Raw genomic sequence first — 12,234 nt, 5'->3', positions numbered from 1 at the left:
GCCTGCGGGCTATGCCGTAGCCGCAACGTGCGCAAATCCCCGCGACGGACCCACCGCCCTCCCCCGTAGAGCAGACGACAGGAAGCTCGCAGGGAGGGGAACAGCACGTGGCAGGGCACAGGGGCAGACGTGTCAGGGGTACGGCGGCCGCGGTGGTGGCGATGGCGGCGCTCACCGCGTCGCAGGCGCCGGGGGTGATCCCGGCGCGGGCGTCCGCACCGGCGCCCCGGCAGGCACCTGCCGATGACGGACCGAGCGTGTCCGGTGACGCGCCGTACCGCACGGAGCTTCCGCCGCTGCGGACCGGGAAGCGCGCGGGCGGTGGCGGGGCGGTCGTGGAGGTGGGCGGCGCGCTGCCGGCGAGCGTGTTCGCCGCCTATCGGCGGGCCGAGGACCGGCTCGCGCGTGAGGCGCCCGGCTGCCGGCTGCGCTGGCAGCTGCTGGCGGCGATCGGGCAGGTGGAGTCGGGGCAGGCGCGGGGCGGCAGGGTGACGTCGGACGGTACGACCGTGGCGCCGATCCTCGGCCCGCGGCTGGACGGCGTGGCCTTCGCGCTGATCCGGGACACCGACGGAGGTGTCCACGACGGGGACAAGGCGTACGACCGCGCGGTCGGGCCGATGCAGTTCATCCCGTCGACCTGGGCCCGCTGGGGTGCGGACGGCAACGGCGACGGGCGTACGGATCCGAACAACGTCTTCGACGCGGCACTCGCCGCCGGACGGTATCTGTGTGCCGGTGGCCGGGACCTCTCCGTCCCCGCCGAGCTGGACCGGGCGATCCTCGGCTACAACCACTCGACGGCTTATCTGCGCACGGTCAGGGCCTGGTACACGTACTTCATGGAAGGGCACCGGGTGGTGCCGGACGGCTCCGCCGGGTCCTCCTCCGCGCACCCGGAGCCGTCGCGGCCGGCCGCCACACCGAAGCCGTCGCGGACACCCTCCGCCCGGCCGAGTGCCCCGCCGTCCCGTACTCCGTCGACCCCCGCCTCCCCAACCCCGGCCGCAACCGGCCCGGCCACCGAACCCGCGAAGCCGGACGAGCCGCAACTCCCCGTCACCGACCCGGACATGGAGCTCCCCGGCGAGAACCTGCTGCCCAGCGGCGCTCCACTCACCAGTAACAGCGCGGACTCGATGACCGTCTCCCCCTCCACAACCGCCGATACTGGGCGGTAATGTCGCCCCCCGCCGGACAGCACGAGGCCGGTGGGTGAGCGCGAAGGGGTCCTCATGGCGACGGACATGCCCGCAGAGACACCTGTGGAGATGCACGCGGTCGACGAGCGGTGGCGCCGCATGTGGAGCCACCGCGAGCATTTGCTCAAGGTGGCCCGGCGCAGGTCGATGAGTGCGGAGGACGCCGAGGACGCGGTGCATGAGGCGATGCTGCGCGCCGCCGAGCGGCCCGACCTGGACGAGGAACGGCTCGCGGCCTGGCTGACGACGGTGACGATGCGCCTGTGCGTCGACCGCTACCGGCAGATGAACCGCGAGGCCGAGGTGCGGACCAGCCCGACGCTCATCGCCCCCGGTCCGGTGCCCGTCGAGGAGGCGGTGTGCGACCGGGCCGAGGCGAAGTGGCTGGCGGTGCGCAGTGGTGAGCTGCCCGCGCGACAGGCCGAGGCGCTGCGGCTGAAGTCGGAGGACCTGGACGTCGGCCAGGTCGCCGTCCGGATGGGGCTGAGCTACCGGACCGTCGAGTCGCTGCTGGCCCGGGCCCGGCGGACGCTGCGGCAGTCGCTGGCCGCCACGCTCGGGTTCGCGCTGTTCCTGATCGGGTGGGGGCGGCCGCGCGGGGTCGGCAGGGCACAGGCCGTGGCGGTCGCCTCGACGGCGGCGTCCCTGGCGGTGGCGGGGTTCGTGCTGCCGTACGCCCTCGACGGCAGCGGAGGCGGTGGCGGAAAGGTGCCTCGGCCCGCGGTCGCCACGCCGGACACGGAGACGATGCGGCCGGACGGCCGTGGCGAGGGCCGTACGCCTCGGGGGACTGAGCCCACGGCTGCCGCAGGCGAGCGCGGGGCGGCCGGGGCTCCCGTCGGTGAATCGTTCCTCCCGCTGTCCGTGCCGTCGCTGCCGGAGATCCCGGTCGTCGCCCAGGTCCCGGACGTTCCGGGGGTGCCGGTCGTCGGGCAGGTCCCGGACGTTCCGGAGGTCCCGGCGGCCCCGTTGCCCGGGCTGTCCGCGCCGGAGGTCCCGCAGGTGCCCGACGTCCCCGACCTGCCGGTGGAGCCCTCCGCCGTGCCGACGGACACGGCGGCCACGGCCGTCCCGGAAGCTCCCGAGACATCCGACGCGCCGTCCACCTCGTTCCCCGAGCTCACGTCGACCCCGCTTCCGTAGCGCTGCCGGAGAACCTGCCCGATAGCGCTGCCGGGCGACCGTCCGAAGGCGCTGCCCGGGCACCGACCCGAGAGTGCTGCCCGGACACCGACCCGAGAGCGCTGCCCGGACACCGAGCCGAGAGTGCTGCCCGGAAACCTTCCCGAAAAAAATCCGCCACACGAGCGACGGACGCCCGGCCCCTCCCCGTAGAGCAGATGTCAGAGCTGCTCCGCGGGCTGAAGGGTGGACCGGATGGGTGTCGAGATCTGTGTGGAAGGGCTGACCAAGTCCTTCGGTCACCAGGTCATCTGGCAGGACGTCTCGCTGACGCTGCCCGCCGGGGAGGTCTCGGTCATGCTCGGCCCCTCGGGCACGGGCAAGTCCGTGTTCCTCAAGACGCTCGTCGGACTGCTGAAGCCGGAGCGCGGCTCGATCACGATCCAGGGCCGGGACATCACCAAGCTCCGCGAGCACGACCTGTACGAGGTGCGCAAGCTCTTCGGCGTGCTGTTCCAGGACGGCGCGCTGTTCGGCTCGATGAACCTGTACGACAACATCGCCTTCCCGCTGCGCGAGCACACCCGTAAGTCCGAGAGCGAGATCCGGCGCATCGTGCTGGAGAAGATGGACATGGTCGGGCTGATCGGCGCCGAGGGGAAGCTACCCGGCGAGATCTCCGGCGGGATGCGCAAGCGCGCCGGGCTGGCCAGGGCCCTCGTCCTGGACCCGGAGATCATCCTCTTCGACGAACCCGACTCGGGCCTGGACCCGGTCCGCGTCGCCTACCTCAACCAGCTCATCGTCGACCTCAACGCCCAGATCGACGCGACCTTCCTGATCGTCACGCACGACATCGCCTCGGCCCGCCAGGTGCCGGACAACATCGGGCTGCTCTTCCGCCGCGAGCTGGTGATGTTCGGGCCGCGCGCAGAGCTGCTGACCAGCGACGAGCCGGTCGTACGGCAGTTCCTGAACGGCCGGATGCAGGGCCCCATCGGCATGGCGGAGGAGAAGGACGCGGCGCAGGTCGAGCAGGAGCTCGCGCAGATCGACGACAGCGCGCGCGTGCAGCAGCTGACTCCCCGCCTGCTGCCGGGACCGGGCATCACCCGCCCGCCCCGCTGGCAGGCGATCGCACGGCGCGAGGCCCGTCTCCACCAGAAGGAGGTGGCCGGCGCATGAGCCTGTCACCGGCCGGAGCGCTGCGGCACTCCGGCAGCCTCTTCGCGATGGCGCTGGACGTCGTCCGGACGATCCCCCGACGGCCCTTCCAAGCAAGGGAGTTCATTCAGCAGGCGTGGTTCGTCGCGAGCGTGACGATCCTGCCGACGGCCCTGGTCTCCATCCCGTTCGGGGCGGTCATCGCGCTCCAGATCGGCAGTCTGACCCGGCAGCTCGGCGCCCAGTCCTTCTCCGGGGCCGCCTCCGTCCTCGCCGTGCTGCGCGAGGCCTCGCCGATCGTCACCGCGCTGCTGATCGCGGGCGCCGGCGGCACGGCGATCTGCGCCGACCTCGGGGCGCGGAAGATCCGCGACGAGATCGACGCGATGCAGGTGCTGGGCATCGACCCCATCCACCGGCTGGTCGTTCCCCGCGTGCTGGCGTCGATGCTGGTGGCGGTGCTGCTCAACGGCCTGGTGTCGGTGGTCGGGGTGGCAGGCGGCTACTTCTTCAACGTCGTCCTCCAGAACGGCACTCCCGGCGCCTACCTGGCCTCCTTCACCACCCTCGCCCAGCTCTCCGACCTGTGGGCGGCCGAGGTCAAGGCGCTGGTGTTCGGTGCGATCGCCGGCATCGTCGCCTCCTACAAAGGGCTGACCGCGAAGGGCGGGCCCAAGGGTGTGGGCGACGCGGTGAACCAGTCGGTGGTGATCACCTTCATGTTGCTGTTCGTGACGAACTTCGTGATGACCGCCGTGTACTTCCAAGTCGTTCCGCAGAAGGGCTGAGGCATGGCGCTGCTGAGTCGTCTGGAGGAGCTGGGTGCCCAGCTGTCCTTCTACGGGCGGTCGCTGGCCTGGACCGGCCGCACCCTGCGCCGCTACAAGAAGGAGATCCTGCGGCTGCTCGCCGAGGTGAGCTTCGGGCGGGGCGCGCTCGCCGTCGTGGGCGGCACGGTCGGCGTGATCGCCTTCCTGTCGTTCTTCACCGGCACGGAAGTGGGCTTGCAGGGGTACGCCGCGCTCAACCAGCTCGGCACCTCCAACTTCGTCGCGTTCCTCTCGGCGTACTTCAACACCCGTGAGATCGCCCCGCTGGTGGCCGGGCTCGCCCTCTCCGCGACCGTCGGCGCCGGGTTCACCGCCCAGCTCGGCGCGATGCGGATCAGCGAGGAGACCGACGCGCTGGAGGTCATGGGCGTGCCCTCGCTGCCGTTCCTCGTGACGACCCGGATGATCGCCGGGTTCGTGGCCGTCATCCCGCTGTACGTGATCGGCCTGCTGTCCTCGTACCTGGCCGCCCGCACCATCACCACCGGCTACTACGGGCAGTCCACGGGCACGTACGACCACTACTTCCAGCAGTACCTGCCCCCGGTGGACGTGCTGTGGTCCTTCGGGAAGGTGCTGGTCTTCGCCGTCCTGATCATCCTGGTGCACTGCTTCTACGGCTACTACGCGAGCGGCGGCCCGGCGGGCGTCGGCGTCGCGGTGGGCCGTGCGGTGCGGACCTCGATCGTGGCGATCAACGTCCTGGACTTCTTCCTGTCGCTGGCGATCTGGGGCGCCAGCACGACCGTACGGATCGCGGGGTGAGCCGCCGAATGAGGGTGCTGCGACTGAGGTTGTACGGCGTCGTCTTCATCGCCGTGCTCGCACTGCTGCTGTCCCTGTCCGTCGCCGTCTACCGGCAGGCGTTCACGCCGGTCGTGCGGATCACGCTGGAGGCCGACAGCCTCGGCAACCAGCTCGATCCGCGCGCCGACGTCAAGCTGCGCGGGCTGCTGGTCGGCGAGGTGCGCGAGGTGCGGGCCGACGGGACGAAGGCGACGCTCGACATCGCGCTGAAGCCGGAGCACGTCGCCCATATCCCGTCCGACGTGCACGCGCGCCTGCTGCCCAAGACGCTGTTCGGCGAGAAGTACGTCGACCTGATCGCACCGCGCGGCTCATCGGGCCGGCCCATCCGCGCCGGGGACGTCATCACCCAGGACCGCACCCGCGTCGGCATCGAGGTCCAGCAACTGATGAACGACCTGCTGCCCCTGCTGCGGACCGTGCAGCCCGGCAAGCTCAACGCCACGCTCTCCGCGTTCGCCACCGCCCTGGAGGGACGCGGCGACCGGATCGGCGACAACCTCACGCGAGTGGAGGCCTACCTGCGCCGCCTCAATCCGCACCTGCCGTCCCTGAAAGAGGACATCGCACGCTTCGCCGACGTCGCCGAGATGTACGGCGACGCGGCGCCCGACCTGATGGAGATCCTGCGCAACACCGTCACCACCAGCCGCACGATCGTCGAGCAGAAGGACCGGCTGGCGGCGGCTCTGACGACCACGGCGACCGTCGCGGGCACCGCCGAGGGCTTCCTCGACGCCAACGGCGACCGGCTGATCACCCTCGGCCGGGTCTCCCGCCCCACGCTGGAACTGTTCGCCCGTTACTCGCCCCAGTACCCCTGTCTGCTGGCCGGCCTGGTCCGGCAGGAGAAGGCGTCCGAGGAGGCGTTCCGGGGCGGGAAGATGCACATCACGCTGGAGGTCGTACGACCGCAGGGTGCGTACGAACCGGGTGAGGAACCGCGCTACGGCGAGCGGGCGGGCCCGAACTGCCGTGATCTGCCGCACCCTCCGGTGCCGGCCCCCGGCGCCCACCTCGATGACGGTTCCAAAGAGCCGGGTACGGCCTCGGGCGGTCCGCTCGGCGTCTCCGCCACCCGGGCCGAGCAGCGGGCCGTCGGCTCGCTCGTGGCGCCGGTGCTGGGCGTGCCCGCCGACGAGGTGCCGCCGGTCGCGACGCTGCTGTTCGGGCCGATGGCGCGCGGGACGGCGGTGAGCGTCGCATGAGTACCACAGGTGCCCGGCAGACCGCCGCTCCGCTGATCAAGTTCAGTCTCTTCGCGCTGGTGACGGTGGTGGCGACGGCCCTGCTCGCTGCGACCATCGTGAACATCTCCCTCACGCCCGAGCACGAGTACCGCGCGGTATTCAGCGATGTCACCGGCCTGGAGGAGGGTGACGACATCCGGGTGGCCGGAGTGCGGGTCGGCGAGGTCGCGGGCATCCGGATCAAGGACCGGACGCTGGCCGAGGTCACCTTCACGGTCAGCCGGGACCGGCCACTGCTCATCAGCACCGGCGCCGTCATCCGCTACCGCAACCTGGTCGGTCAGCGCTACGTCGCGCTGACCGAGGGCGCCGGCGACGGCACCCGGCTGCGCCCCGGCGGCACGATCCCGCTCGCGCGCACCCAGCCCGCCCTCGACCTGAACGCGCTGCTGAACGGCTTCAAGCCGCTGTTCGCCGCGCTCAGCCCGAAGGACGTCAACCAGCTGGCCACCGAGATCATCAAGACCCTCCAGGGCGAGGGCGGCACCGTCAACAGCCTGCTGACGCACACCGCGTCGCTCACCACGACGCTGGCCGGCCGCGACAAGCTGATCGGCTCGGTGATCGACAACCTCAACACCGTGCTGAAGACGCTCGACAAGCGCGGCGCCCGCTTCTCCGGACTGCTCAAGCAGCTGCGCCGGGTCATCTCCGGCCTGTCCGCCGACCGCAAGCCCATCGGGGAGTCGCTGGTGAGCATCGGCGACCTGACGGAGGCCACCTCGGGCCTGCTGAAGGACGCGCGCCCGCCGCTCAAGGACGACATCGCGGAACTGACCGACCTCACCGGGACGCTGAACGACAACGAGAAGACCGTGGAGGGCGTGCTGAAGAGGCTGCCGAACAAGCTCACCGAGCTGACGGGGACGGCGTCCTACGGCTCGTGGTTCAACTTCTACCTGTGCGACTTCGACGGCCGGATCGTGCTGCCGAAGACGAAGCAGGTGCTCACGCCCGAGATGCACGTGGCGAGGGCGAGGTGCGGGGCATGAGCCGCAAGCGCCGCCCGGAGCCGCTGGTCAAGGTGCGGGTGGAACCGCCGAAGCTGCCGAGGGTACGGCTGCCGGAGGTACGGCTCCTGCCCCGCCGCAAGCCGCGTCCACAGCCGCTGGTCAAGGTCCGCGTCGACCCGCCGAAGTTGCCGAGGATACGGCTCCGCCGTCCGCACCTCCGCCCCTTCCGCGAACGCAATCCCATCGTCATCGGCGCCGTCGGACTCACCGTCCTCGCACTGCTGACCGTGGCCGCGTTCAACGCCGACCGCCTGCCGGTGATCGGCGACGGCGAGACGTACAGCGCCGCCTTCGCGGAGGCGGGCGGTCTCAAGCCGGGCGACGAGGTGCGGATCGCCGGGGTCAAGGTCGGCAAGGTCGAGGAGGTCGACCTGGACGGCGACCACGTGAAGGTCACCTTCAAGATCAAGGACGAGCCGGCGTTCGGCACCGGGACCGGAGCGTCGATCCGGGTCAAGACGATCCTCGGCGCCAAGTACCTCGCCTTGCACCCCAAGGGGCGGGGCCGGCTGGAGCCCGGCAGCGAGATCCCGCTGGAGCGGACCGTCCCCGCGTACGACGTCGTGCAGGCGTTCAGCGATCTCACCACCACGACGGAGAAGGTCGACACCGACCGGCTGGCCAAGGCCCTGGACACCATCTCCACCACCTTCGAGGACTCACCGCAGGAGGTACGGGAGTCCATCAAGGGCCTGTCGAAGATCTCCCGGACGGTGGCCTCGCGCGACAAGGCCCTCGGGGAGCTCCTCGACCATGCGAACGGCGTGACGGGCGTACTCGCCGACCGGTCGGGCGACTTCACCGCCCTGGTCGAGGACGGCGACAAGCTGTTCCAGGAGATCAGCAAGCGGCGTGCGGCGATCCACAAGCTGCTGAAGACCTCCGCCGCGCTCGGCATCCAGCTCTCCGGCCTGGTCCAGGACAACGACAAGGAGATCGGGCCCGCGCTCAAGGGCCTCAACACCGTGGTGAAGATGCTCGAACGCAACCAAGCCGGCCTGGAGCGGAGCATCAAGCTCCTGGCTCCCTACGTACGCGTCTTCACCAACACCCTCGGCAACGGCCGCTGGTTCGACTCCTACGTCCAGAACCTGGTCGCCGCCCCGGTGGTACCGAGGACGCGAACGGGAGGTGCGCGGTGAGCAACCGCTGGAAGAAGAGCCTGGCCCTGCTGACCGTCCTGGCCCTGGTCGCCGCGCTCACCTGTGTCCTGTGGCCGCGGACCGAGCCGGCCCGCGTCACGGCGTACTTCCCCCGCACCGTCGGCATCTATCCCGGCTCGGACGTCCGCGTGCTGGGCGTGCGGATCGGCGAGGTCAGGAAGATCACGCCGGAGGGCGGCCGGGTGCGGGTGGAGCTGGAGTACGACGCGGACCGCAAGGTCCCGGCGGACGCACAGGCCGCGATCATCAACTCCTCGGTGGTCAGCGACCGTTACGTGCAGCTGCTGCCGGTGTACCGGAGCGGCCCGGTACTGCGGGACGGGGACGAGATCCCCGAGTCGCGCACGGCCGTGCCCGTCGAACTGGACCGCGTCTTCGACAGCCTGCACACCACGGCCGAGGCGCTGGGACCCGAGGGCGCCAACAAGGACGGCGCCCTGTCACGGCTGCTCGGCGTCAGCGCCGACAACCTCGACGGCCAGGGCGAGAACCTGCACCAGACGGTGGAGGACCTCTCGGAGGCGGTCACGACCCTGTCCGACGGCCGCACGGACCTGTTCGGCACGGTCCGCAACCTTCAGGTGTTCACGGCGGCGCTGGCGGCGGACGACAAGAGCGTGCGGTCGTTCAACAGCAGCCTCGCCAAGGTCGCCGGGCAACTCGCGGGCGAGCGCAAGGACCTGGCGGCCGCGCTGAAACACCTCGGCACGGCCCTCGGTGACGTGTCCGCCTTCGTGAAGAAGAACAAGAAGTCCCTGACGTCGAACGTGGAGGGCCTGAGCAAGGTGACCAAGGTGCTCGTCACCCAGCGGGCGGCGCTGGAGGAGCTGCTGGAGGTCGCGCCGACGGGCATGTCGAACCTGAACAACGCCTACAACCCCGCCGCCGGCACCCTCGACACCCGCAACAACCCCGACCACCCGCAGGATCCGGCCTCCCTGCTGTGCTCGATCCTGAAGACGACAGGGGAGAAGACCGACTGCCGGGACCTGAGGACCCTCTTCGACTCCCTGCCCGAAGTGCCCGAAGCACCCGACGGCACTGCGGCCACCGGCACGGTCGACCGCACCCTCGGCGGAATCCTGGGGGCACGCGCATGAGGCCGCTGCGCAAGGGCGGGGCCGTCGCGTGGGCGGCCGTCGGGACACTGCTGCTGTCCGGCTGCGAGTTCAACGGCTGGTACGACGTCCCGCTCCCCGGCGGAGCCGCCGACGACGGCCGTGCCTACCACGTCACCGTCGAGTTCCGCGACGTCCTCGACCTGGTGCCGCAGTCGGCGGTCAAGGTCGACAACGTCACCGTGGGCGCGGTGGAGAAGGTGGAGCTGGAGGGCTGGCACGCGAGGGTCCGCCTCCGGGTCGCCGACTCGGTGAAGCTGCCCGCCAACGCCGTGGCCGGGCTGCGGCAGACCAGCATGCTCGGTGAGAAGTACGTCGCGCTGGCCGCGCCGCCGGAAGGCACACCGGTCGGCCGGCTCCGCGACGGCGACGTGATCCCCCTGTCCCGCAGCGGCCGCAACCCGGAGGTCGAGGAGGTGCTGTCCGCGCTGTCCGCCCTGCTCAACGGCGGTGGCGTGGCCCAGCTCAAGACGATCACCACGGAGCTGAACAAGGCCCTGGAAGGCCGGGAGAACCGGGTCAAGTCCCTGCTCAAGGAGCTCGACACCTTCATCGGCGGCCTGGACGACCAGCGCCAGGACATCGTCCGCGCGCTGAAGGCCGTGGACCGGCTGGCCAAACGGCTGGGCAAGGAGAAGAAGACGATCGCCGAGGCCGTCGACACGATGCCGCCCGCCCTGAAGGTCCTGGCCGACCAGCGCCGCGATCTGACGAGGATGCTCACCGCCCTGTCCAAGCTGGGCAAGACCGGCACCAAGGTGGTCAACGCCTCCCACGAGGACACGGTCGCCAACCTCAAGCGGCTGCGGCCGATCCTGCGACAGCTCAACAAGGCGGGCAGCGACCTGCCCAACTCCCTGGAACTGCTGACGACGTACCCGTTCCCGCGCAACGTGGTGGACGCCATCAAGGGCGACTACGTCAACCTGCACATCACGGCGGACCTCGATCTGCCCGGGATCTACGGCAACCTGACGGACGAGCCGGGCGGCCGGAACGGCGGGGACACGCGGACACCGGAGCTTCCCGAGGCCCCGGACCTGCCGGACGTACCGGATCTCCCGGAGGCACCGGATCTGCCGGACGTGCCGAAGCCCACCGCGCTGCCGAGCGGTCCGAGCGTGCCGTCGGCACCCTCGGGCGGTGACGACCCGCTGTGTCCGCCGGTGTGCACCGCCGGCTACGGCTCCGGCGGCCACCGCACCGGGGGCGACTGGCCCGAGGGGATCGACCTCGAACTCGCCGAGCTGATGCTGAAGGGGGTCCGGCCGTGATCACCCGTACGGTCAAGGCGCAACTGATCGCCTTCGCCACCCTCACCGCCGTGGGCGTGTCGTACGTCGGCGCCGAGTACACGGGCCTGGTGGACGAGGTCCTGGACCGCGGCTACACCGTGCGGGCCGACTTCGCCGACTCCGGGGGCGTGTTCCCCGGTGCCGAGGTCACCTACCGCGGGGTGCCGGTGGGCAAGGTCGGCGCCCTGCGCCTGGCCGGCCGGGAAGGCGTCTCGGTCACGCTCGACATCGAGGACGGGGCGCCGCGCATCCCGGCGGACACGCTGGCGGTGGTGGCGAACCGTTCAGCGGTGGGCGAGCAGTACGTCGACCTCCAGCCTCGGTCCTCCCGCGGCCCGTACCTGCTGGAGGGCAGCACGATCCCCCGTGAGAGCACGCGGGTGCCGCTGTCCACGACGGACATGGTCCTCGGCCTGGACCGCCTGGTGAACTCGGTCGGCAAGGACGACCTGGGGGTCACGGTCGACGAACTGGGCAAGGCGTTCGCCGGCACCGGCCCGAACCTGGGCCGCCTGGTGGACTCGGGCAACACCCTGGTCGAGTCGGCGTCCGAGGCACTGCCGGAGACGATCGCCCTGATCGAGGACTCACGGAAGGTCCTCAAGACGCAGGCCGACCAGGGCTCTTCGATCAAGTCGTTCGCGCGCGATCTGGCGTCGCTGTCAGCCCAGCTGAAGTCCAGTGACGGGGACCTGCGCAAGCTGATCGGCAACGCGCGGCCGGCGGCGCAGGAGCTGAACTCCCTGCTGAAGTCGGCCGGGCCGCAGCTGTCGGTCCTGCTGGCCAACCTGATCAGCGGCGGCCAGGTCACGCTGGCCCGCCTCCCCGGTGTGGAGCAGGCCTTGGTCACCTTCCCGCTGATGGTCGCGGGCAGCTACACGGTCGTCCCGGGCGACGGCACCACCCACTTCGGCCTGGTGCTGAACGCCGACGACCCGCCGGCCTGCACTCAGGGGTACGGCACGGCACGCCGCGACCCCGCGGACACCAGCACACGCGAGGCGAACACCGGCGCCCGCTGCACTCTCCCGCGCGGTAGCCAGTCGTCGGTGCGGGGCGCGCAGAACGCCCCGGGCGCGTCGGCCTCCGGCGGGGGAGCGAACCAGGCGGCGTACGTCACCCCGTACGACCCGGAGACCGGCACCACCACCGGCCCGGACGGAAACAACGTCGAGATCGGCTCGACGGGCGGCCAGCAGGCCGTGTTCGGAAAGGAGTCGTGGCAATGGCTGCTCGTCGGCCCCATGGCATGAGGCAGGTACGACCCCGA

Annotated in this window: 11 protein-coding genes; all 11 read left to right on the top strand. The window is 71.0% G+C overall.

What is annotated here, in order from left to right:
* The first annotated feature begins 161 nt into the window (after positions 1-161).
* Positions 162-1,181 carry a lytic transglycosylase domain-containing protein gene (locus tag RFN52_RS11475; RefSeq protein ID WP_184853851.1) on the top strand — a complete coding sequence of 340 codons (1,020 nt, stop codon included), beginning with the start codon at positions 162-164 and terminating at the stop codon, positions 1,179-1,181.
* A 54-nt stretch (positions 1,182-1,235) separates the two neighbouring features.
* Complete coding sequence (locus RFN52_RS11470; protein ID WP_184845718.1) at positions 1,236-2,345, top strand: sigma-70 family RNA polymerase sigma factor; 1,110 nt, start codon at positions 1,236-1,238, stop codon at positions 2,343-2,345.
* Positions 2,346-2,579: 234 nt separating this feature from the next.
* Positions 2,580-3,509, top strand: coding sequence for an ABC transporter ATP-binding protein (locus tag RFN52_RS11465; RefSeq protein ID WP_184845716.1), 930 nt, complete (start codon positions 2,580-2,582; stop codon positions 3,507-3,509).
* Positions 3,506-4,276 carry an MlaE family ABC transporter permease gene (locus RFN52_RS11460; RefSeq protein ID WP_184845714.1) on the top strand — a complete coding sequence of 257 codons (771 nt, stop codon included), beginning with the start codon at positions 3,506-3,508 and terminating at the stop codon, positions 4,274-4,276. Before RFN52_RS11465 ends, RFN52_RS11460 begins: the two co-directional genes overlap by 4 nt.
* 3 nt (positions 4,277-4,279) lie before the next feature.
* On the top strand, positions 4,280-5,083 hold the full coding sequence (locus RFN52_RS11455) for an MlaE family ABC transporter permease (protein ID WP_184845712.1): 804 nt from the start codon (positions 4,280-4,282) through the stop codon (positions 5,081-5,083).
* 8 nt (positions 5,084-5,091) lie between these two features.
* Positions 5,092-6,333: an MCE family protein gene (locus tag RFN52_RS11450; protein WP_184845710.1), complete on the top strand. Its 1,242-nt coding sequence runs from the start codon at positions 5,092-5,094 to the stop codon at positions 6,331-6,333.
* Positions 6,330-7,367, top strand: a complete 1,038-nt coding sequence (locus tag RFN52_RS11445) for an MCE family protein (protein ID WP_184845708.1) — start codon at positions 6,330-6,332, stop codon at positions 7,365-7,367. The genes RFN52_RS11450 and RFN52_RS11445 overlap by 4 nt, the downstream gene beginning before the upstream one ends.
* The gene (locus RFN52_RS11440) at positions 7,364-8,530 is read left to right on the top strand and encodes an MCE family protein (RefSeq protein ID WP_311240932.1); all 1,167 of its coding nucleotides are present in this window, start codon (positions 7,364-7,366) and stop codon (positions 8,528-8,530) included. Before RFN52_RS11445 ends, RFN52_RS11440 begins: the two co-directional genes overlap by 4 nt.
* The gene (locus tag RFN52_RS11435) at positions 8,527-9,651 is read left to right on the top strand and encodes an MCE family protein (protein ID WP_184845706.1); all 1,125 of its coding nucleotides are present in this window, start codon (positions 8,527-8,529) and stop codon (positions 9,649-9,651) included. The genes RFN52_RS11440 and RFN52_RS11435 overlap by 4 nt, the downstream gene beginning before the upstream one ends.
* Positions 9,648-10,943 (top strand): MCE family protein, encoded by a 1,296-nt coding sequence (locus RFN52_RS11430; protein ID WP_184845704.1) that lies wholly within the window; start codon positions 9,648-9,650, stop codon positions 10,941-10,943. The genes RFN52_RS11435 and RFN52_RS11430 overlap by 4 nt, the downstream gene beginning before the upstream one ends.
* Positions 10,940-12,217, top strand: a complete 1,278-nt coding sequence (locus tag RFN52_RS11425; RefSeq protein ID WP_184845702.1) for an MCE family protein — start codon at positions 10,940-10,942, stop codon at positions 12,215-12,217. The genes RFN52_RS11430 and RFN52_RS11425 overlap by 4 nt, the downstream gene beginning before the upstream one ends.
* Positions 12,218-12,234 lie beyond the last annotated feature (17 nt).

Origin of the sequence: Streptomyces collinus, from assembly GCF_031348265.1 — a bacterium.
GTDB classification, from domain to species: Bacteria; Actinomycetota; Actinomycetes; order Streptomycetales; family Streptomycetaceae; genus Streptomyces; species Streptomyces collinus.
This window is presented reverse-complemented; position numbering and strand designations above follow the sequence as displayed.